This is a genomic window from Flavobacterium sp. 316 (genome assembly GCF_000967805.1).
GTDB classification, from domain to species: Bacteria; Bacteroidota; Bacteroidia; order Flavobacteriales; family Flavobacteriaceae; genus Flavobacterium; species Flavobacterium sediminilitoris.
Genome location: NZ_JYGZ01000006.1, coordinates 165,869 through 188,477 on the forward strand (window position 1 = coordinate 165,869; position 22,609 = coordinate 188,477).

Sequence of the window (22,609 nt, forward strand, 5' to 3'; positions counted from 1 at the left end):
CTTTTTTCGCTAAGATAACTTTTTATTAATTTTTAGAGTATTTTTGCTTTATTTGATTCCCTTTAGTTTTAAAAAGTCTTATTTTTTTAATAAAATGATTCCAATCATAGATTTAAAGCTTTGACTTGAATTAACTTTTTATCAATTTCCCATGAACCACCTTTGGTATGACACAAACTATCCAAATAGTCTTTAACATTTTCTTCTAAAACCACAAAACACAATAAATGCGTAGGTCTTGAAAAACCAACATACATCATTTTAAGTGCTTGTTTACCATTCGTACCGCTACATTTATGATCTTCAAGTAATAAAGGATTAGATTTATCCTTTCCTTTTGATATTATAATTTTTTGAGTTTCATAAATTGGTAACCTATATGCAGTTTCAATATACATAGTGGCACAATGAGTTTGTCCTTTAACTGCATGAACCGATGCTAAATCAATTTGTATTTCTTCTTTTTTCTTTAAACCTTCTTTCGGTTCTTTTTTTAATTGAAAATCACTAGAAATTATAAACTGGTTTGATTTTGAAATATTCTTCGGTTGGTAGTTTTCTATATTGTGCCAATTTAAACCTATAAAGTCATTACTTTTTACGAACGATACAATTTCTTTATAAACTTTTTCATTTTGTTGATGTACCACAATTCTAAAACACCACGAATACAATTTAGCTTTAAAATCATTGTAATATTCTTCACTTTGATTTTTAATAAATTGCATTAAAGTAGATTTACGATATCTTCTTCCATTTTCGTCTTTTATTTCTTCTAAATCTAAAATTCTTGTAAAACTATTTAGAATTGATTTTCTAATAGCTTCTAACGTTTTCTTTTCTTTATCATAGTGATATAAATAATCCTTTAAGTTACTATGATCGTCTTTCCTATTGATGCTTTCTTTTTCATAATTCTCATAAAAATCAATTAAGCGCAATTTTTTAAGATTTGTTTTTTTATCAATATTTTCTTCGTCATTATTCCAAACCGTATTCCAACTTATAATTTTAAAGCCGTTTTTTACATTTTTATCACAATGATGTAGATTATACTTTTTAATTAATTCAATGAATCGATTTTGTATTTGAATTCCTGTAGTCTTATTATTAATAACGATTAAATGAGGGTTTAATTCTGAGCCGTTAAAAGCTCCAACAACTTTATAATTTTTAGGTCTTTCCAAGACTAATTTATCTACTAGATTTGCAACATTAGAATTCAAACGTAAGGAGTTTTGAAAACTCAAATCTGTATATTTTGAATCGTATTCTTGACGAGTTTTCCAATCACAATTTTCTTTTACTATATTGTAAATTGACTGGTTTTTATCACCAATTCTTTGGATTACAGTTTTAGAATCTTTTGAAAAAAATATATCATCAATTATATTAATTTGATACTCTTCCAAATCTTGCATTTCGTCAATAAAAACATATTTAAAGCGCTTTTGAAGAATCAATTTTATTGTTTCAAATTTTAATAAATACTTATTCGCAAGAAAATAGCCATCATCAAAATGCAAGTAACCATTTTTAATTAAATTTTCTTTAAATGATTTTAAACCTTTATATGTTGGTTTTGATTGGTCTTTCAATTCAAAATCTTCTTTATTAGAATTTAACCCATTAATAAGGTTATAATCATTGTCAAATCTTAAATTGAATAAAAACTTTATTGGATTCTGCTTTTTATCCAACCAATTCTTCAAATTTTGATTTTTAATATTAAGGTAAAATTTATTTATTTGATGTTCATATCTTTTAACATCAAAAGTTATGGGTCTTTGTTTAAAATGTGATATATAGTTAGGAATAGCTAAAAATTTATTTACAAAACTCTGAATAGTACCCACAAAGTTTGGATATTCAAAAAGTTGAGGACAATGTCTTTTTAGTTTCTTTTCTATTTCGTCAACAGCATTATTAGTATGAGCTAATACCAAAATACCAGAACCATCTTCAAAAGGCATATTTTGAGCGATACAATATAATTTGGCTATCAAAGCAGTAGTTTTTCCACTTCCAGGAACTGCTAATAAATCACAAGTTTTGAGATTTTTAATAAAATCTATTCGCTCATTTCTGTCATCTTTAAAAGTACCTTCTCCTAAAAAGATTTTTTCAGCTTGAGGTATATATTTTTCAATTTCCATCTTTACAAGCGTGTTTTATAGCATCAACTACATAGTAAAAGGTATCATCTCCATTGAAATCGAATGAATTGAATTCTTTAATTTTTTCACTTAGTTGGTAAGCAAGTTCTGTCTTGTTAAGACTTTTACTTAAAAGTAATTTTGCTAAACCTTTTTCGTATCCATCCTCTGAATCTATGTTATTAAATGTATCAGAATGTACTGTTTTTAAAACCTCTTTGAATGAATCTCCCAAAATATATGATTTTAATAAACACCATTCAAAAGTCCACTTTTTAGAGACAAATGGTTTGACATAGTCACTTTTCTTATCTAAAATCTGATTTTCTTTATCTTTTACTAATTTATCGTGGTTACTTATATTTTGCTTTATAAACGTGTATTGTTTTTTGCCGGAAATCTTTTTTTGTTTTCCTACTTCAGTAATAGCTTCCCTTTCATATTCTCGCTCATCTAAATCAGTTATTATTGAAACTGGAATATTTAACTCATTGTTGCCATCTTTTCTCAAAAAGACCTTTGCAAAATCAAGATATGCTGTAGAACCTACGTTTACAATAGAAATTTCTTTCTTTGTTAAATCACAATCTAATTTTTTTGCAATTTCTGGTATTAATAATTCCTCTGACCAACCTTCCACTAAAATCACACCTTTTGCAAAAAATAGATTTGATTTGGTAACATCTAAAAATCGTTTAAGGTATTTATAACTATTTTCATATTTACTTTCCTTCGTTTTTTCACCCAAATAAGTATAATCTTCCCCCAATGGAAAAACATTATTGTTTTTACAAATTATCAAAGACTTTAAATCTACTTTTGATGCGATATTAGGACTATGAGTTGTAAGTATAAATTGGATACCATTTTTTGACTCTCTATCCAAGGTTTCAATAATCTTCATTTGAGCTTGAGGATGTAAATGAGCTTCCAGTTCTTCAATCATACATAACTTTAGGCCATCATAGTTATCTTTTTTCAAATGCAATAATTCTGCCGCCATAAACAATCGGTTCATCGTCCCTAATCCTAAATTATCTTTACCGTCAATCCCTAAAGAAATCTTTTCTAGGATACTTTTAATTTCTGCTTCAGTTATATCAAATTTTGAAATATAGTTATCATCTATAAAATCTTTTAAAAATGTATTAATAGGTTCGGCAATTTGTTTTTTATTACTTTTTTGACCATCATCCTTTTCTTTATCATTATTAAAATAGTTTTTAATTAAACCATTTGCATCTTCAAAAATATGTTCTAATTCATGTTTACTATTATCTCCCTTTCTTTTTTTAAATAATTTATGTTCTTGTAAAATTTGAGAAAGTCGAGAATTCTTTTTAGCCATTAATTCACTATCTGCATCACGTAAAGCTTTTAAATAAGTACATTTTAAATATTCTCTAGCCTCAGCATTTAAAAGGAATCCTGTTCCATCCATACCTGCTTTAACATCAGATGGAATAATTCGGTTATCTCTGTATTCTGCTTGATAAATTAAAATCAGTTTTGGTTTTTTTTCATCATCCCAACCTAACCATTCTATAAAATGTTTAGCTTCATCATCAGTTATTCCTTTAAAATGAATTTCAATTCTTAATTTTTCAGTAATTGAATTAAAATCAGATTTTTCAATTTTTATCCACTCATAAGCGTGCGTTTTTAGAACTAATTTAATTGCATCAATAATTGCGGTTTTTCCTGAGTCATTTTCACCAATTAAAATATTCATTCCTTTTTCAAAAGGCACAGTTAAACTTGGGGCTTCTAAGTCTAAATCATTAGACGCATTACCATATTTTCTAAAATTCCAAAGTTTTAATTCAGATATATACATTTTTATTTATCTATTTCTTTTAGTTTGTTTGTTTATCTTACTAAGACCCTAAAAACCCTATCCAATTCTTCATTAACAGACTGACCATTTTTTAAACCCTTTGCCTTTTCTTGGTTAAAAGCTACCGTTTCCTGCAAGAAGTTGGTTATTAGAGCTTCTTTTGGGTGTAAATAGGTTTCGTTTTGGTTGGCTTTTATGTCCATTAGTTCTTTTACTTTTTCTTGTATGTTTTGCGGTGCAATAGGTAACAATTCCATAAAATCCACTGGTGGAAAGGTATTGTTTTCTATAATCCATTTTCCGGCTAAAGCCGTTCGTAAGGCATAGAAATAACTTTTTAGTTTTACCTCTTCTTGTTCGCAAACGTCCATGAAATTCTTGGTTGTTCCTAAATAATGGTGCAAACATGCAATAGGCGAAAAACAGGCTTTGGCAATGGTTTTTATCTCCTTTGCAAAAACTTCGTTTTCATAATACACAATGGGTGAATGCAGCCACTCTAACAAAGATGCGTTGGATTTTGCTAATAATCGTACGGTTTTCCTCAAATCCCAACCTGATCCATCTAAATCGTCAGCAGTCATGAATTCGATAACATCGGGTTTTTCGAAAATAGAAAGGTAATAGTCCAAATCGTGTTTGTAGATAAAACGAATGTCATAATCACTATCTGGAGAAGCAAAACCCCAAGCTCTACTTCCCGATTCGACCGCGAATAATAGTTCTACGTTTTTTTCTTTTGCAATTTCTTGTAGTTTGGCTAGTATTTTATCTTTCATTGTTTACTATTTTCTCATCAGAAAGTCGGTATTTTTCTGAAGTTTGTTCTATAATATTTCTAATTCTGTTGCGAAGAAATGCAGGTTTAATAATTTCAACTCCGTTTCCAAAGCCTAATAATAAACGTTCTAATTCGTAATTTATAATTAAATACAACGTAATAATTACGCTTCCGTCTTCATTTTCTTGTATTACTCTTTGCGAACTATGAAAGGGTTTCGTTATTACATAGGGCGCGTTGGCAGCATCTACATAGATTCTAATTTTTCGAGGATCTAAACCACTATTAACCGTTACTCCTACTACATTTTTATAGTATTCGTCGGCATCAAAATTAGTATCGTGATAGTCTAATGAAAAATCGAAATCAATAGAAACAATTCGATCTAAAGCTAAATTCGTAACGATGCTATCGCCTTCCTTGTTTCCTTTCTTGCCTACCAAAAACCATCTATTATTGAATTCTTTAAGAATAAAAGGATGAAAAAAGAATTCGTTTGCTTCTCTGGATTTAAATGATTTGTAACTTATTTTTAAAACGATTTTCTTTATAATTGCCTGATACAATTCGTCTAAAAAATGCAAGCCTTTTAGTTTCTCATTTTTATCAAGATGAATTACTGGTTTTGTATGTGACTTTTCGGCATAGATTTTATCTTCCAATCGTTGTAAAATATCAGATACATCGTTAAACAGCGAGAAATCTTTAAACTGTTTCAACATAGAAACTGTTTCGGTTAATACATTAATATCGGTTTCCGTTAGTGGAATATCAGTAATTGAAAATTCTTCATCTTCATATTTATAATACTTTTTGTCATAGACTACAATGGGTGCGTTATAGCCTAATTTTTCACTACGCATCATTTGAATATCCAATTGAATGGTACGTTTACTAATATTATTTTCCTTGCCTTCATATTCAAACAAAGCATTAGAACAAGCTTCAATTAGATCGTCTAATGTCCATTGTCGGTAATTATTCTGTAAACATTTATCGATGGTTTTATATCGTATGAGTGCGTTTTTATTTTGAGCCATTGTTTAAAAAATTAAATGGTGTTTTTATAGTTGAGCTATTTCTTTTTGGATGTTTTCTCTTGCTTTGGTTTCATAAAGCATTCTGTAGGTTTCCGTTTGAAATAGGTTTGTACTTTCTAAAAAGTGTTGCAAGGCTTTTTTACGCCCTGGTTTATATAGAAAATCAGGATAGATTTTGTATTCTTTTCTAATTTGTTCGTAATAATTTTGATAATCTTCCCAATCTTTGGCTAGAATTTCTAAATCAAAATCAATTAACCAATTGGTGTCTTCGTTCTTATTATGTTCATGTTGTTTTGTGGCAACAATCATATCAAAAACTAAGGTTCTATTAATGGTAATTTCTTTAGGTAAGATACTTAAAGCGAATTCGGCACTTTTTAATTCGTTATCTGTTTTCTTCGCATTGTATACGATATCATGATAAAATATAGCATAAAGTGTCTCATTAGGACTTTGAATTTCAGAATGATACTTATTAAAGCTTAGTATCATGTTTTCTAAGTGCGTCAAATTGTGATAATATCTGTTTTTCTGAGAATATGCTTTTTGTAATGTTAGCCAATGTACTTGAATATCATTTTGATGAAATCCTATTTGTAATAATAGCTTGAAGTATATTTCTTTCAAATTCATGTAAGTTCTTTCCTCAAAAATACAATTTTTTTAAAGTGCTAAACAGAGAAAAAAATATCTATTTAAAATATAACCAAAAAATGGGTAATAAAAAAAAGGTTTTAACACTTGTAAGTGATTGATCAAATGGTGTAACCTGAAAAGCCATAATAAAAAGAGTAAGGAAATTAACATAACAAATTATGAAATTAATCAAAAAAACAGCTTTATTACTTGTGTTTGTATCATTCTTCTCCTGTTCTAATGATGAAGAAACAACTTCTTTAACAAACAATGATTTCAATTCATTAGGGATGAAATCAGATGGCAAACTATTAATTTTTAAAAACATTGAAGATTATGAAAAAGTAGTAAACAATCCATCTGAAGCTTTACAAAATGAAGTTTTAAGTGAAATTGCTAAAATGGGACACCTAACTTATGCTGAAGTGAATCCTATTACAACATTAGATATTAATACAATTAACACTTACATTAGTCCTTATTTTTCACAATTAATTAATAAAGATAATTGTATTCAAATTGGTTCTCATATATTTAAAATTAATAAAAAAAACGAAACGGTGCTTGTATTAGAAGCAAAATATGCAAATGAGTATCTAGATTTAATTCAAGAAAATCTTTCAAACTCACACATTCAAATTTATTCTACAGATGATGATGTATTAGGTTTAATTTCTAATGATGAAGAAGCTATTTCAAACAAAGCTTGTAGTGAAGATGCTGCTGGAGGGCGTAATCAAGGTGTAGGATTACAAATTGGAGGACGATTAGTTACGCTTTATAGCATTTATGAAAAATCTGGAATTTATTGTTCTGCACATTATTATATGTATTCTAACGCTACTTTTAGTAGTACTGAAAGAGCCTATATACAAACTGAAAACACATGGACAAAAGCAAAATGTAGTTCTGCATCAGGACCTTCTTCATTACCTTGGTATAGTAGTCCTGGACACTATGGTTATGAAAAAACGCTTCCTGTTTACAAATCTACTAAACGATTAAATGGCTACCATTTAAAAGGTAGAATTCGTTTTGAGTCTGGATCTACAACAAGTTATACTACTTCATTTTCTACTTGGGCGGAAATAGAAGCTAATAGTCCTTATTAATAATAAGATGGATTGAACATAAAAAGAAAACCCTGAATTCATACTAAATTCAGGGTTTTTCTTTAATAAATAATATATTACTTCACTTCTTCAAAGTCTACATCTTGAGTTTGATCTTCAGAAGCATTACCTTGTGGTTGAGCATCTTGTGGAGCTCCTTGTCCTTCTGCTTGCGCTTTGTACATTTCTTCAGAAGCATTTTTCCAAGCTTCGTTGATTTTATCTAAAGCTGGAGCAATTGTATCAACGTCTTTAGTTTCATAAGCTTTTTTCAATTCTTCTAATGCTCCTTGAATAGCTGTTTTGTTACCTTCAGATAATTTATCTCCAAATTCAGATAATTGTTTTTCCGTTTGGAAAATCATACTGTCAGCTTCATTTAATTTTGAAACTTTTTCCATAGCTGCTTTGTCTGCATCGGCATTCATTTCAGCTTCTTTACGCATTTTTTCAATTTCTTCTGGTGTTAATCCTGAAGAAGCTTCAATACGAATATCATGTGATTTTCCAGTTCCTTTATCTGTAGCTGATACTTTAATGATACCATTAGCATCAATATCGAAAGTTACTTCAATTTGCGGAACACCTCTTTGTGCAGGTGGAATTCCATCTAAATGGAAACGTCCAATAGTTTTATTATCTGTTGCCATTGGTCTTTCTCCTTGTATAACGTGGATTTCAACTGATGGTTGGTTATCTGCTGCTGTAGAGAAAACTTGTGATTTCTTCGTTGGAATAGTTGTGTTAGACTCTATCAATTTAGTCATTACACCACCCATAGTTTCAATACCTAATGAAAGTGGCGTTACATCTAATAATAATACGTCTTTAACGTCTCCTGTTAATACTCCACCTTGAATAGCTGCTCCAATTGCAACAACTTCATCTGGGTTAACTCCTTTTGATGGTTTTTTACCAAAGAATTTTTCTACTTGCTCTTGAATAACAGGAATACGAGTAGAACCTCCTACTAAAATTACTTCATCAATATCTGATGTTGACAAACCTGCATCTTTTAATGCTTTTGCAACTGGCTCCATTGAACGTTTTACTAAAGCATCAGCTAATTGTTCAAATTTTGCACGCGTTAATGTTTGTACTAAATGCTTAGGTCCTGAAGCTGTAGCAGTAACATAAGGTAAGTTAATTTCTGTTTGAGCAGAAGATGATAACTCAATTTTTGCTTTTTCTGCTGCTTCTTTTAAACGTTGCAGAGCCATTGGGTCTTTACGTAAATCAATTCCTTCAGCACTGTTAAAATCATTCGCTAACCAATCGATAATCACTTGATCAAAATCATCTCCTCCTAAGTGTGTATCTCCATTTGTAGATAATACTTCAAAAACGCCATCTCCTAATTCAAGGATAGAAATATCAAAAGTACCTCCACCTAAGTCATATACTGCAATTTTTTGATCTTTACCTTGTTTATCTAAACCATAAGCTAATGCTGCAGCAGTAGGCTCATTAATAATACGCATTACTTCTAATCCTGCAATTTGTCCTGCTTCTTTAGTAGCCTGACGTTGCGCATCATTAAAGTATGCAGGAACTGTAATTACAGCTTTAGTAACTGTTGTTCCTAAATAATCTTCAGCTGTTTTCTTCATTTTTTGAAGAGTCATTGCTGATAATTCTTGTGGAGTATATAATCTTCCGTCAATATCAACTCTTGGTGTGTCATTATCTCCTTTTACTACTTTATAGGCAACTGTTGAAGCTTCTTTAGCGCTTTCAGAATATTTATTTCCCATAAAACGCTTAACAGAAGCAATCGTTTTTGTAGGATTAGTTACAGCTTGTCTTTTAGCAGGATCACCAACTTTAATCTCTCCTCCTTCTACAAAAGCAATTACTGAAGGTGTTGTTCTTTTCCCTTCTGCATTAGCAATTACGACTGGTTCTCCACCTTCCATAACGGCAACACAAGAATTTGTTGTACCTAAATCAATTCCAATAATTTTACTCATAACTTTTAATCTTAATTTATTTATTGTGTGTATTTATTTCATTTTTAAAACTTGCTTTTTTACATTTCAATGATTATGCCAACTATAAAAAAGGTTATATTTTGTCATATAACACAAAAAACAATGACAAGATGTCATTATAAAAAAATAGCCACCCATAGGGCGGCTATTCAACCAATTTAATAAATATTAATTTAAATTAAAGTATTCTTCATCTGACATTTCACCTGATTGAATTCTTCTTAATTCTTCAGCATGTGAGCGAATGTAAGCATCAATTTCAGGATTAAAATATTCTGAACTAGCAGCATTTTGCTTGTATGAACCACTTAAAACTCCTGAATAATAATAGAAGAAGTTATAATCAAAATTAGGTCCGTTTAAAGCATATGCTCCTAATAAAAATCCTAAACGTACTGCTGAACGTCTTTGATAACTTAAACCATGATGTCCAGGACAAGTTGTACAATTATCTCCAATTGAAGCTGCAAATTCATAAGCTGCTGCAATTTGAGAAAAAGAAGTTTTATTAAATCCTGTAGGTCTTCTTAAATAATAACCAGCCATACCGTCTGCTTCTAATTCCGCAGCACGAGCAGTAGATTCATTTTGAGAAGGTAAACCATAAGTATATTGTAATTGATGACCAAACTCATGAGCTAAAATCATAGCATTTACAATATTATCACTTGATTGAGCTTTTGCAGCATTATAGATTGCTTCTCCATAGTAAATTTTACCACTACCATAAGATATAGCGTTAAATGTAGAACTTGGATTACTTGGATCTTTTACAAAACGTAAAGGCACAGCCGGTCTTCCCCAAACGGCTGCAATTTTTGAATTTTGTGTATTCATAAAATTAGTTTCAGCAGAAGTTCCTATTGTAGTACTTAATACTGCTGTTGGACTCCAGTTTCCATCTACATAACCACAATCCCCTTCTAAATGGTTTGGTTGTTCATCTACTATAGATAAAATTTCCTCTTGGTTATTTGAAACAGTTTCTTCGTCTTTACTACAAGATGTTGTAGTTAATACAATTGCACTCAAAAATAGAAATGCATTTTTAAAATTTGTTTTCATTAAAATTATAGTTATAAATTATTAATGAAGCAATATTATAAAAAATAATAACACTTATTTTACATTAAAATTATATAATTTGTTAAAATATTTAATTATTTATATTTCAACTATTAAATTGACGTTTTAACGCCAGAACTACAATTATCATCTTAGTTTTTAACAAAAAATAATGAATAATTGCTAAAAATAACAAAATGTGTTTATTAATCCTTTTGTATTTCTTTGTAGCCTATATTTGCATTTATTAAGTATAAGTATATAATTGTTATGGAATGTATTTCTGTTTTTGATATGTTAAAAATTGGTGTAGGACCATCGAGTTCCCACACATTAGGTCCATGGAGAGCTGCAGAGCGTTTTTTGGAAGATTTGCGAAATGAAAACCTAATTGACTCTATAAATAGAATTAAAGTAGATTTATATGGTTCTCTTTCACTTACAGGTAAAGGTCATGCAACGGATTTAGCTGTCATGCTTGGATTAAGTGGTGCTGATCCTGAATATATTCCTGTTGAAAGTATTGACGTTATAATTACAGCTATAAAAAACAAAAAAGAAATTTTCCTTGGTAACGAAATCATTATTCCTTTTAATATTAATGATGATATTGTTTTTAATAGAGACTTTTTACCTTTTCATTCAAACGGAATAAAATTTACTGCTTATACTGATAATTCAGAATATGAAAAAACGTATTATTCTATAGGTGGAGGATTTGTTGTTGTAGAAGAAAGAATAAATTCTACTATTAATGAAGAATTAAAATGTGCATTTCCATTTCCCGTTGATAAGGCTTCTGAATTATTAGAATATTGTAAAAAGGAAAACAAGAAAGTTTGGGAAATTGTATATGAGAATGAAAAATCTATGCGTACGGAAGAAAATATCCATTCTGAACTAATGCGAATTTGGGACACAATGCTAGAATGTATGTATATTGGATGTCATACTGAAGGGACTTTACCTGGAGGCTTAAATGTAAGAAGAAGAGCTTATGACATGCATAAAAACTTAATTGGTGTTTTACCTTATGATAATCCATATTCTTGGATGCAGATTATTCGTCAAACTGAAGTAAAGTTTAGACAAATATTAAAATGGGTAAGTTGTTTTGCTTTAGCTGTAAATGAAGTAAATGCTTCACTAGGCAGAGTTGTAACAGCTCCTACAAATGGTAGTGCTGGTGTTATTCCTTCTGTTTTAATGTATTATTTAGTTATTGAGAATCACGATGCAAATGAAGAGCAAATAAAACAATTTTTAATGACCGCTGGAGAGATAGGCAGTATCTTTAAAAAAGGAGCTACTATTTCTGCTGCCATGGGTGGTTGTCAAGCAGAAATTGGAGTTTCAAGTGCTATGGCAGCAGCAGCATTATGCGAAGTAATGGGAGGAACTCCTGAACAAGTACTTGTAGCGGCAGAAATTGCTATGGAACATCACTTAGGGCTAACTTGCGATCCAATAGGTGGATTAGTTCAAATTCCATGTATTGAACGTAATACAATGGGAGCGATAAAAGCGATAAATGCTGCTGAATTAGCATTAGAGACAGATGCAAAAAATGCTAAAGTTCCATTAGATAAAGTTGTAAATACAATGTGGGAAACAGCAAAAGATATGAATACTAAGTATAAAGAAACTTCTGAAGGAGGATTAGCCATTGGAGTTAATCTTGCTGATTGTTAATCTATAATATTATAAAAAAGAGAGATTAGTTGATCTCTCTTTTTTATTTGAATAATCTCCTTCTATAAATGATTCTATTTATGTGGCTAAATCTGATTCATCTACTATTTTATCATTTCTTTTTCTTGAAAGTATAGCTAATCCAAATGTTATAACTCCTAATCTACCTATAAACATTATACATATCAATATTATTTTACCAAATACAGATAAGTCTCCTGTTATTCCTGTACTTAAACCAACCGTTCCAATGGCAGAAGTGACTTCAAATAGTAGCGCTTCAAAAGCATAATTTTCTGTAAAAGAGAGCAGAAAAACACTTAAAAACAATATTGCAGTATAAAATATAAATATTGAAATAGCCATTTCGAGTCTATCAATTGGAATAGTTTTTCCAAAATATGTAACTTTTGATTGATTTCTTAATTTACTTTTCACAATAGCAACAATAGCGGTTAATGTAGTTATTTTCATACCACCAGCAGTGCTTGATGGAGCAGCTCCTACATACATTAAAAAAATAATAACTAAAAGAAAACCTAACGAGTATGTCCCAATGTTAACGGAATTAAATCCGGCAGTTGTCATTGAATTTACAGATGTAAATAGAGCTATTTGTAATTGTTCAAAATGAGTCCTGTTTTTAAATGATGGTTCAAAATAGTTAATTATTGTTGCTAAAAATAAAACAGAAAAAAATGAGTACGTAATCATTTTTGTTGTAAAAGAGATTTCTTTAGTCTTTTTAGTAAAAAAATACCATAAATCTGTAACGACAATAAAACCTAAAGCACCCGAAATTGTTAAAAAAAATACAATTGCATTTAACAAAGAGTTTGTAGCATATCCTTCAAAACTATCATTATATAAACTAAATCCTGCGGTACAAAATGAGGAAACACTATGAAAAACACTTGTCCAGATAGTAAAAAAAGAATCCGAATGCTCTACCCTAAAAACACAATAAAAGAGAATAGCTCCGATTATTTCTATGGTAAATGTAAAAACAATAACTGATTTTAAAAAATCTTGAACTTTAAATTCTCTTGGCATAGTAAATTCATTATGTAGTATTTTTTTATGCCAATGTGTAATTTGCTTGGTTGTAGATAATAAAATGTAAGTTGTAAAAGTCATATAACCAATCCCTCCTATTTGAATTAAAATTAGAAGAATTAATTGTCCAAAAAAAGTATAATTATCAAATGTACTAACTGTTGCCAAACCTGTTGTAGAAAGTGCAGAAGTAGAAGTAAATAATGTATCAATAAAAGAGGTAGGCATTTTTTGTGCAAATGGCAAAGAGAGAAAAATCCATCCTAAAATCATATACATAAAAAATCCAAAAAAAATACTCTGTTGAGGTGTTAATCGCAAGTGAAATTTTAAATATTGACGTCTTGCTGTTTGAAATAAGGTTTTAGGCATTTTTATTTTCAATTTTAAATTTATAATAATTTTTAACAAAGTGGGAAGCATAAATTAATCCTAGTTTTTCAGCTACCAAACACAAATCTTTCAATTGATTTTCTAAAGGATCTTCTCGTTGTGGACATTGATTAATTTTCATGAATTCATGAAACCATAACCTTGATTCTACATCACTTTGATTAGGATTAATTATTTCGTTAATAGACAAACATGTAGTATTGCTTGGCACATTAGCTGTGTTGCGGATTAATTTTTTCATGTAAAATGCTTTTTTTAGATTAAGGTAAATCGATATCCAATTCCACTCTCAGTAAGTATCATTTCTGGATGATTTGCGTCTTTTTCTATTTTTTTTCTAAGTTGAGCTATAAAAACTCTTAAGTATTGAGTCTGATCACTATAACTTTTTCCCCATACTTCTTTTAATAAATATTGATGAGTTAATACTCTTCCTTCATTTTTAACTAAAGTGGCTAATAAGTTAAATTCCGTTTGTGTTAATTTCAGATCTTCATTATTAACTTTTACAACTCTTGAAACTAAATCAATTGAAAAACTAGAAGAACTTATAATAGGCTCAGAAATTTCTTTAATATGATGTCGTAAATGTGAACGAACTCTTGCCAATAATTCTTGTGTTCTAAATGGTTTTATTAAATAATCGTTAGCACCATTATCTAGGGCTTTAACTATCTCAATTTCTTCACTTTTAACAGATAAAATCATAATAGGATTAGAATACCATTCTCGTAATTGTTCCAATACTTTTTGACCATCAATATCTGGCAAACCTAAATCTAGCATAATTAAATCTGGTTGAAACGCTGCTGCAAATCGAATCCCTTCTAAACCATTTTCTGCAAATTTGACTTCAAAATCATTACTACTTAAAGTTATATCTAAAAGTTTTCTAATTTGAACTTCATCATCGATTACTAATATTTGGCGCTTATTCATTTTCAACAATATTAAATTTTGACATTTTAGTTTCAATTTTAATAGTAAATTTTGCTCCTCCTTCAACTCTATTTTCTAATGCTATTTCTCCATTTTGAGCTTCAACAAAGCCTTTAACAATAGACAAACCTAAACCTGAACCACCAGGTCTTGAGTTTTTAAGCCTATAAAATTTATCAAAAACATAATCAATTTCATCTTTAGGAAAACCTTTTCCTTCATCTAAAATTTCTATCAGTAAAACATTTCCATTATTCTTTAAATTGATCAAAATTGTACTATGTTCAGATGTATAAATAATTGCATTATTTAATAAATTATAAATAATATGCTCTGTTAAACCATAATCTAATTTAAATAAAGGAAAATCTTCAGAACAATTTACTATAATCTTCTGGGAATATAACTTTGTATTTAATGTTCTGATAGCTCCATAAATGATTTCTTTAACATCAACCCAATCCATTTTTGGCACAATAACACCTGACTCTAATCTTGACATATTTAACAAGTTTTCAACTTGATTATTCAATCTTAATGTAGCAATTGATATTTCTTCTAAGAGTTTTTCTTTTTGATTATCGTTTATCGTTTTATTATTCTGAAGTGCGTCTGTTGAACCAATGATTGCTGATATTGGAGTTTTCAATTCATGCGATAAACTATCTAAAAGTGTATTATATAGCTTTATCGATTTAAGTTTAGCGTCTTTTTTATTAGCTATATGTTCTATTTGTCTGATTTTAAATGTTAAAACCGCATTTATTAGTGCAATAACGAAATACATAAAAAACATTAATACATCTTCTGTATTTTCTATATGAAAAGTAAAATAAGGTTTTATAAAAAAGAAATTCCAAATTAAAGCACTTAAAATAGCTCCAATTAATGTTGGAATAATACGATAAAACATCGCTAAGAAAGAAACTGTAACTAAAAGAATAAATGCTATTACTTTATAGCCTATCAAATCTTTAAATACAAAACAAATAAATGATATTAGTATTACAAAAAGAATGCTAAAAAAATATTGCTTGTTTGTATTTGTACTTCTATTTAACACACTTAATTTCTTTATTGTTTAACACAGCAAAGATAAGTTGGGTTTCATAAATAATATATAAAATAATCCTCTGTAAGTATAAAGATTTTATAAAGATTTCATTTTTCTTGTATCAATTATATAGACAATTTTCCATAAATTATCATACTCTTTGATAAGTGTAAAAGAGTTAACTCCTTGATGACTTAACTTTTCATTTACAAAAAATTCATAAGGAGTCCAAACATGAGCTAAATCACCATCAATCTCTATTCTATAATCTAAAAGTTTTTCTAAAAAGATAACATTAGAAGGAATTGAAGCTATCGATTTTAAAAAAACATCAAAACCATCATTCTTTAATTTTGTTCCTTTGTTTTTAGTACTTACTGTACACATAATTATTTCTTCATGACACATTTTCTTCAATTGTGTAGTGTCTTTTAAATGAAAGGCAATAAAAAAATCATCAATACATTTTCTAACTTCATTTTCTTGAGAGAAAGAAGATGAAATGGCAAATAGACTAACTAGTAAAAAGAGAGACTTTTTCATATTCGTTTTTAATTAATTGGTTGTTATTTTACAAAAAATGTTACATTATTCATGATAATTTCAAATTTATTTTATTTGGTTAATTTGTATCCTATTTTGATTTATTACATTTGCCTAGAATAAAACAACGAATCATAAGTAAATTTTAGATTAAATTTCTAATTTAAAATTTCATAACATACAATCGATATAAAATGTCAGTAGCTAAAAAAGATTATAAAAGAATTACTACAAAAACACTAGTTGAAATGAAAGATAATGGAGAAAAGATCTCCATGTTAACTGCTTATGACTTTACAATGGCAAAAATTGTAGATTCAGCAGGAGTAGATGTAATTCTTGTAGGTGATTCTGCTAGTAATGTAATGGCTGGTCATGAAACTACATTACCAATTACTCTTGACCAAATGATATATCATGCATCATCTGTAGTTAGAGCGGCAGAAAGAGCTTTAATCGTTGTTGATTTACCTTTCGGTTCTTATCAATCAGATCCAAAAGAAGCATTGAGGTCAGCTATTAGAATCATGAAAGAAAGTGGCGGACACGCTGTAAAACTAGAAGGTGGAAGCGAAATAAAGGATAGTATAAAACGTATTTTAAATGCTGGGATTCCTGTAATGGGACACTTAGGACTAACTCCTCAATCTATTTATAAATTTGGAACTTATACTGTAAGAGCTAAAGAAGAAGAGGAAGCCGATAAGTTAATTGAAGATGCTAAAATGCTTGAAAGAGTAGGTTGTTTTGCTATAGTATTAGAAAAAATCCCTGCTGCATTAGCAAAAAAAGTTGCCGAAAGCATCTCTATTCCTGTAATCGGAATTGGAGCAGGAAATGGTGTTGACGGACAAGTTCTTGTGCTTCATGATATGATTGGTATGACACATGAATTTAGTCCTCGATTCTTGAGACGTTATATGAATTTATATGAAGAAATGACTACAGCCATTGGTCAATATGTTACGGATGTTAAATCTGTTGATTTTCCAAACGAAAATGAACAATATTAATTCTTTATTATACTTTTTAAAGATTTTTACTTTTAAATAATGGCAGAAAAAATAATTTCTACTAAAGATAATCTTCAGATTCTTCATGAAGACAATCATATTATTGTAATTAATAAACGCGTTGGAGATATTGTTCAAGGTGATAAAACAGGAGACAAACCATTATCTGAAGTTGTAAAAGAATATATAAAAGAAAAATATAATAAACCTGGAGAAGTTTTTTTAGGTGTCATTCATCGTTTAGACAGACCAACTACTGGTATTGTAGTATTTGCAAAAACATCAAAAGCATTAACACGATTAAATGATAGTTTCAAAAATAGAGAAACACAGAAGACATACTGGGCTGTTGTAAAAAATAGCCCTCCAAAAAACAATGATGTTTTAATTCATTATTTAAAAAGAAATCCAAAAAACAATACTTCGAAAGCACATATTAAAGAAGTCCCAGAGAGTAAAAAAGCAAGTTTAGCATATACAATCATTAAAAAATTAGATCATTATATTGGATTAGAAATCCAACTTCATACTGGAAGACACCACCAAATTAGAGCACAACTATCTGCAATTGGTTGCCCTATAAAAGGAGATTTAAAATATGGATTTGATAGAAGTAATCCTGATGGAGGTATTCATTTACATGCCAGACAATTAGTCTTAACTCATCCTGTAACAAAAGATATTTTAAAAATTATAGCTCCTACACCGAAAGATGTAATTTGGAATGCTATTTCTTCTTAAAATATCTTTTGAAAGGATTTTCATATTTAAATTAATACTCTAGCAAAGCTTTTAATTCTGCTTCAAAACGTGCTTTTGGTAAATATTGATCTTCTAAAGCTTTCACAAAAGGAATAGCACTTTCAATACTTGCTACTCGTTTTACTGGAGCATCTAAATATTCAAAACAGTTTTCCATTATCATTGCAGAAATATCACTTGAAATTCCTCCAAATAAAGTATCTTCTTGTAAAATAATCACTCTATTTGTTTTCTTCACAGAAGTGTAAATCGTTTCCCAATCTAAAGGTTGTAAACTTCTCAAGTCAATTAAATCAGCAGATATATTTGAGTTATTAGATAATGTCTCTAATGCCCAATGTACACCTGCTCCAAAAGAAATAATAGTCACAGCAGTTCCTTCTTTTAATAGTGTAGCTTTTCCAAGCGGAATAGTATAATAATCAACAGGAACATCTTGATAAATACTTCTATATAATTGTTTATGTTCAAAAAACATAACTGGATTAGGGTCATTAATTGCTGTGTTTAATAATCCTTTTGCATCATAAGGAAAAGCAGGATATACTACTTTTAATCCAGGTGTTTTGGTAAACCAAGCTTCATTAGTTTGTGAATGAAATGGTCCTGCTTGTGTTCCTCCACCACAAGGCATTCTCACAACAACATCGGCCTTTTCATTCCATCGATAATGTTGTTTTGCTAGTAAATTTACAATTGGGTTGAAGCCAGTAGAAACAAAATCAGCAAATTGCATTTCCATAACAGCTTTATACCCATTAATAGAAAGCCCATTTGCAGTAGAAACTACTGCACTTTCACAGATTGGTGTATTTCGAACTCTTTCTTTACCAAATGCATCAACAAAACCATCAGTAATTTTAAACGCTCCACCATATTCTGCAATATCTTGCCCCATTATAACCAAATTTTCATGTCGTGCCATTGATTGACGTAATCCATTAGAAATAGCATCAATAAGACGAATATTCTCCTTTTCTCCAGAGGCTTCAAAAACTTCAAAAGTATAAGGTTTATACATATCATTTAATTCTTCTTCCAAATTAGCAACTACATCTGGTTCTGTTTGAGTTAAAGCCCAATGCTCATCAATTTCAGCTTTAATACTCGATTTTATTTGAGCATCATCCTCTTCATTTATTACATAAGTTCTAATTAAATAATCTTTAAAATTAGAAATCGGGTCTTTCTCTGCCCACATATCCATCAATTCCTGCGGTACATATTTTGTTCCACTTGCTTCTTCATGACCACGCATTCTAAAAGTTTTAAATTCTAATAAAACAGGTCTTGGATTTTCTAACATTGATGCTTTTAATTCAGAAACTAAATTTACAACTTCAAGTATATTATTTCCATCCACAACATAGCTTTCCATTCCATAACCAACACCTTTATCTGCTAAGTTTTCACAACGATATTGTTCATTTGTAGGAGTAGAAAGACCATATCCATTATTCTCAATTACAAATAAAACTGGTAAATCCCATACTGAAGCAATATTTAAAGCTTCATGAAAATCTCCTTCTGATGTAGCTCCTTCACCTGTAAAAACGGCTGTAACCTTACCATTCTTCTTTAATTTATTTGCCAAAGCAATTCCGTCTGCAACACCCATTTGCGGGCCAAGATGAGAAATCATCCCTATAATTTTATATTCTTGTGTTCCAAAATGAAAACTTCTATCTCTCCCTTTTGTAAATCCTGTTTTTTTACCTTGCCATTGTGAAAACAAACGATGTAATGGAATTTCTCTAGTAGTAAAAACACCTAAATTTCTATGCATCGGTAATATATACTCATCTTTATCTAAAACGGATGTTATACCTACCGAAATAGCTTCCTGACCTATTCCAGAAAACCATTTTGATACTTTACCTTGACGTAAAAGAATTAACATTTTTTCTTCTATCATTCTAGGTTTTAAAAGCTTCTTATATAAATCTAAAAGTTCTTTATTACTTAAATTTTTTCTATCAAAATTCATACAAACGTTGTCTATTAATTTCTTTCAAAAGTATAAAAAATAACATTTTTAAAATAGATTGTTACAAAAAAATATTTTTAAATAATTTAAGCTATTCATATAAATGTTAATAACTTTCCTAAATTGAATTAAAAATATTTATTTACATTTGTTTTATGTAGGTGTTAAGCCTATTGTAAGTTATTAACAAAATGTAATATAATGCAAAAAATTCCAAGTGTTGACTTACGTGATTTCCTGTCGGATGATCCGGCACGTAAACAAAAATTTGTAAATGAAATCGGAAAAGCCTACGAAGATATTGGCTTCGTAGCATTAAAAGGTCACTTTTTAGATGACAAATTAGTTGAAGGTTTATATGGAGAAGTTAGAAACTTTTTTTCACTTCCTTTAGAGACTAAAAAGAGTTATGAAATTCCAGGAATTGGAGGACAAAGAGGTTATGTTTCTTTCGGAAAAGAGCATGCAAAAGGTCGTTCTGCTGGAGATTTAAAAGAGTTTTGGCATTTTGGTCAGTATGTAGATACTAATTCAAAATATGCTGGAGAATACCCTGATAATGTTGAAGTAAAAGAATTACCAAATTTTAATACAATTGGTAAAGAAGCATATCAAATGCTTGAAAAAACAGGAATTTATGTTTTAAGAGCATTAGCTTTATACATTGGTCTTGATGAGTTCTATTTTGATAAATACATCAAAGATGGAAATAGTATTTTACGTCCTATCCATTATCCACCTATTACAGATGAGCCAAAAGATGATGCTGTTAGAGCGGCCGCTCATGGTGATATCAATTTGATTACATTATTAATGGGTGCACAAGGAAAAGGATTACAAGTTCAAAATCATAATGGAGACTGGATTGATGCAATGGCTGAACCAGATGAATTAATGATAAATGTAGGTGATATGTTATCAAGACATACAAACAATAAATTAAAGTCTACAATTCATCAGGTTGTTAATCCTCCTAGAGAATTATGGGGAACTTCTCGTTACTCAATTCCATTTTTTATGCACCCCGTTAGTGACATGAAATTAAATTGCTTATCTGAATGTATTGATGATAACAATCCAAAATTATATGAAGATATAACAGCGGGAGAATTTTTACATGAAAGACTAGTAGAATTAGGCTTGATTAAAAAATAATTGTAAATTTATATTTTTACAAAAAGGCATTGAGTTTAATCTTAATGTCTTTTTGTTTTTATTTTACAGCAACACAAAATATTGAGAAACTTAACAAAAATTATATAAGAATCTCTTTTGTGTTTCTTAAATTTCATACTATGAGCTTAGAAGACCAACTAAAAAAACTATTTCCTGATCATCAAGTTTCTAACGAACCTGAAATGGTTGAGGAAACAAAACACGAATTATTTGTTCAAAAAGAACCTATGATTTGTAAATATGAAAAAAGAAAAGGAAAACCAACAACAATTATTGCAGGTTATGAAGGAGAAGATGAAGATTTTAAACTATTAGCAAAAGAAATCAAAAACAAATTTGCTGTTGGTGGAAGTTTTAAAGATGGAGAAATTATAATTCAAGGAGATTATCGAGATAAAATTATGAAATATCTTCAAGAAAAAGGTTTCAAAACTAAACGTGTTGGAGGCTAAAAAATGCATTCAACCATCCGTTTTAAAACACTTTAACCATTTAAACTAAAAAAATGATACAAAATTCAGAACTTATATTAAATCCAGATGGGAGTTTATATCACATCAATTTAAAACCCGAAAACATTGCTCACGATATTATTTTTGTTGGAGATCAAGAAAGAGTAGAAAAAATTACAAATCGCTTTGATTCTATAGAATTTACAACTCAAAAACGTGAATTTAAAACACAAACTGGTATATTCAAAGGAAAAAGATTAACTGTTATTTCTACAGGAATTGGTCCTGATAATATTGATATTGTTTTAAATGAATTAGATGCTTTAGTTAATATTGATTTAGAAACTCGCAAACCCAAAGAGAAACTTACCGCTTTAAATATTGTTCGCATTGGAACATCTGGTTCCTTACAAAAGGATATTCCTGTTGACAGCTTTGTCATGAGCGAATATGCTATTGGGTTAGACAATATGCTTCGCTCCTACTTAATTGACAAGGTTTCTGAAAAAGATATTGAAAATGCTTTTATAGAACAAACAAATTGGGATTTACAAAAAGGTCGTCCTTATGTAATTAAATGTAGTGAATCTTTAGTAGATAAAATTTTTAGTAATAAAATGCACAAAGGATTTACTGGAACGGCTGGTGGATTTTATGGTCCACAAGGTCGCGTATTACGATTAGACATTCAAGATCCAGAATTGAATACCAAAATGGATAATTTCAATTTTAATGGAACTCGTATGACAAATCTTGAAATGGAAACCGCTGCAATATACGGATTAGGTAAACTTTTAGGTCATAATTGTTTATCTTTAAATGCAATTATTGCCAATAGAGCAACTGGAGATTTTAGTTCAAATCCATATCAAACCGTTGAAAGTTTAATCGATTATACTTTAGAAAGATTAGTAAAATAAT

At 29.4% G+C, this 22,609-nt stretch carries 20 protein-coding genes; 7 read left to right on the forward strand and 13 right to left on the reverse strand.

Translation table 11 applies throughout. From position 1 onward, the window contains the following. Positions 1 to 104: 104 nt before the first annotated feature. The 5 genes from SY27_RS14175 to SY27_RS14195 are packed head-to-tail and all read right to left on the reverse strand — an operon-like array spanning position 105 to position 6,450. Positions 105 to 2,156, reverse strand: coding sequence for a UvrD-helicase domain-containing protein (locus SY27_RS14175; protein ID WP_045971473.1), 2,052 nt, complete (start codon positions 2,154 to 2,156; stop codon positions 105 to 107). Beyond that, positions 2,146 to 3,993 (reverse strand): ATP-dependent endonuclease, encoded by a 1,848-nt coding sequence (locus SY27_RS14180; protein ID WP_045971475.1) that lies wholly within the window; start codon positions 3,991 to 3,993, stop codon positions 2,146 to 2,148. Before SY27_RS14180 ends, SY27_RS14175 begins: the two co-directional genes overlap by 11 nt. Positions 3,994 to 4,025: 32 nt before the next feature. Next, a complete protein-coding gene (locus tag SY27_RS14185) occupies positions 4,026 to 4,772 on the reverse strand; it encodes a nucleotidyltransferase domain-containing protein (RefSeq protein WP_045971477.1) in 747 nt (248 codons plus the stop codon). Next, positions 4,762 to 5,814, reverse strand: coding sequence for a YafY family protein (locus tag SY27_RS14190; protein ID WP_045971479.1), 1,053 nt, complete (start codon positions 5,812 to 5,814; stop codon positions 4,762 to 4,764). The genes SY27_RS14185 and SY27_RS14190 overlap by 11 nt, the downstream gene beginning before the upstream one ends. A gap of 24 nt (positions 5,815 to 5,838) precedes the next feature. Next, positions 5,839 to 6,450: a hypothetical protein gene (locus SY27_RS14195; protein WP_045971481.1), complete on the reverse strand. Its 612-nt coding sequence runs from the start codon at positions 6,448 to 6,450 to the stop codon at positions 5,839 to 5,841. Between the two features lie 182 nt (positions 6,451 to 6,632). Here SY27_RS14195 and SY27_RS14200 point away from each other — a divergent pair, with 182 nt between their 5' ends. Next, positions 6,633 to 7,565 carry a hypothetical protein gene (locus tag SY27_RS14200; protein ID WP_045971483.1) on the forward strand — a complete coding sequence of 311 codons (933 nt, stop codon included), beginning with the start codon at positions 6,633 to 6,635 and terminating at the stop codon, positions 7,563 to 7,565. Positions 7,566 to 7,642: 77 nt separating this feature from the next. On the opposite strand, the gene dnaK is transcribed toward SY27_RS14200, so the two are convergent. Together dnaK and SY27_RS14210 are read right to left on the reverse strand one after the other, a co-directional pair. Beyond that, complete coding sequence (dnaK, locus tag SY27_RS14205; RefSeq protein WP_045971485.1) at positions 7,643 to 9,535, reverse strand: molecular chaperone DnaK; 1,893 nt, start codon at positions 9,533 to 9,535, stop codon at positions 7,643 to 7,645. A 189-nt stretch (positions 9,536 to 9,724) separates the two neighbouring features. Further along, complete coding sequence (locus SY27_RS14210; protein ID WP_045971487.1) at positions 9,725 to 10,621, reverse strand: metalloprotease; 897 nt, start codon at positions 10,619 to 10,621, stop codon at positions 9,725 to 9,727. Between the two features lie 270 nt (positions 10,622 to 10,891). On the opposite strand from SY27_RS14210, the gene SY27_RS14215 reads away from it, so the two are divergent. Continuing rightward, positions 10,892 to 12,313: an L-serine ammonia-lyase gene (locus tag SY27_RS14215; RefSeq protein WP_045971489.1), complete on the forward strand. Its 1,422-nt coding sequence runs from the start codon at positions 10,892 to 10,894 to the stop codon at positions 12,311 to 12,313. A 78-nt stretch (positions 12,314 to 12,391) separates the two neighbouring features. Here the strand turns inward: SY27_RS14215 and SY27_RS14220 are convergent, their stop codons facing one another. From SY27_RS14220 to SY27_RS14240, 5 genes are all read right to left on the reverse strand, one after another. Beyond that, a complete protein-coding gene (locus tag SY27_RS14220) occupies positions 12,392 to 13,741 on the reverse strand; it encodes a TrkH family potassium uptake protein (RefSeq protein ID WP_045971840.1) in 1,350 nt (449 codons plus the stop codon). Beyond that, positions 13,734 to 14,003 carry a hypothetical protein gene (locus tag SY27_RS14225; protein WP_045971491.1) on the reverse strand — a complete coding sequence of 90 codons (270 nt, stop codon included), beginning with the start codon at positions 14,001 to 14,003 and terminating at the stop codon, positions 13,734 to 13,736. The genes SY27_RS14220 and SY27_RS14225 overlap by 8 nt, the downstream gene beginning before the upstream one ends. A gap of 14 nt (positions 14,004 to 14,017) precedes the next feature. Continuing rightward, the gene (locus tag SY27_RS14230) at positions 14,018 to 14,701 is read right to left on the reverse strand and encodes a response regulator transcription factor (RefSeq protein ID WP_045971841.1); all 684 of its coding nucleotides are present in this window, start codon (positions 14,699 to 14,701) and stop codon (positions 14,018 to 14,020) included. After that, positions 14,694 to 15,764, reverse strand: coding sequence for an ATP-binding protein (locus tag SY27_RS14235; protein WP_045971493.1), 1,071 nt, complete (start codon positions 15,762 to 15,764; stop codon positions 14,694 to 14,696). Before SY27_RS14235 ends, SY27_RS14230 begins: the two co-directional genes overlap by 8 nt. An 87-nt stretch (positions 15,765 to 15,851) precedes the next feature. Then, positions 15,852 to 16,298 (reverse strand): 3-methyl-2-oxobutanoate hydroxymethyltransferase, encoded by a 447-nt coding sequence (locus SY27_RS14240; protein WP_045971495.1) that lies wholly within the window; start codon positions 16,296 to 16,298, stop codon positions 15,852 to 15,854. A gap of 194 nt (positions 16,299 to 16,492) precedes the next feature. On the opposite strand from SY27_RS14240, the gene panB reads away from it, so the two are divergent. Then, a complete protein-coding gene (gene panB, locus SY27_RS14245) occupies positions 16,493 to 17,311 on the forward strand; it encodes a 3-methyl-2-oxobutanoate hydroxymethyltransferase (protein WP_045971497.1) in 819 nt (272 codons plus the stop codon). Between the two features lie 39 nt (positions 17,312 to 17,350). After that, entirely contained in the window at positions 17,351 to 18,052 is a 702-nt protein-coding gene (locus SY27_RS14250; RefSeq protein WP_045971499.1) for an RluA family pseudouridine synthase, read from the forward strand. Positions 18,053 to 18,083: 31 nt separating this feature from the next. Here SY27_RS14250 and SY27_RS14255 read toward each other — a convergent pair whose 3' ends face one another. After that, a complete protein-coding gene (locus tag SY27_RS14255) occupies positions 18,084 to 20,060 on the reverse strand; it encodes a thiamine pyrophosphate-dependent enzyme (RefSeq protein WP_045971501.1) in 1,977 nt (658 codons plus the stop codon). Positions 20,061 to 20,261: 201 nt separating this feature from the next. Between SY27_RS14255 and SY27_RS14260 the strand changes: the two genes are divergently transcribed. The 3 genes from SY27_RS14260 to SY27_RS14270 all read left to right on the forward strand — a co-directional run bounded on the left by SY27_RS14260 (position 20,262) and on the right by SY27_RS14270 (position 22,608). Then, entirely contained in the window at positions 20,262 to 21,215 is a 954-nt protein-coding gene (locus SY27_RS14260; RefSeq protein WP_045971503.1) for an isopenicillin N synthase family oxygenase, read from the forward strand. 140 nt (positions 21,216 to 21,355) lie between these two features. Continuing rightward, a complete protein-coding gene (locus tag SY27_RS14265; RefSeq protein WP_045971843.1) occupies positions 21,356 to 21,688 on the forward strand; it encodes a translation initiation factor in 333 nt (110 codons plus the stop codon). A 53-nt stretch (positions 21,689 to 21,741) separates the two neighbouring features. Continuing rightward, on the forward strand, positions 21,742 to 22,608 hold the full coding sequence (locus SY27_RS14270; RefSeq protein WP_045971505.1) for a nucleoside phosphorylase: 867 nt from the start codon (positions 21,742 to 21,744) through the stop codon (positions 22,606 to 22,608). Position 22,609: the final 1 nt, after the last annotated feature.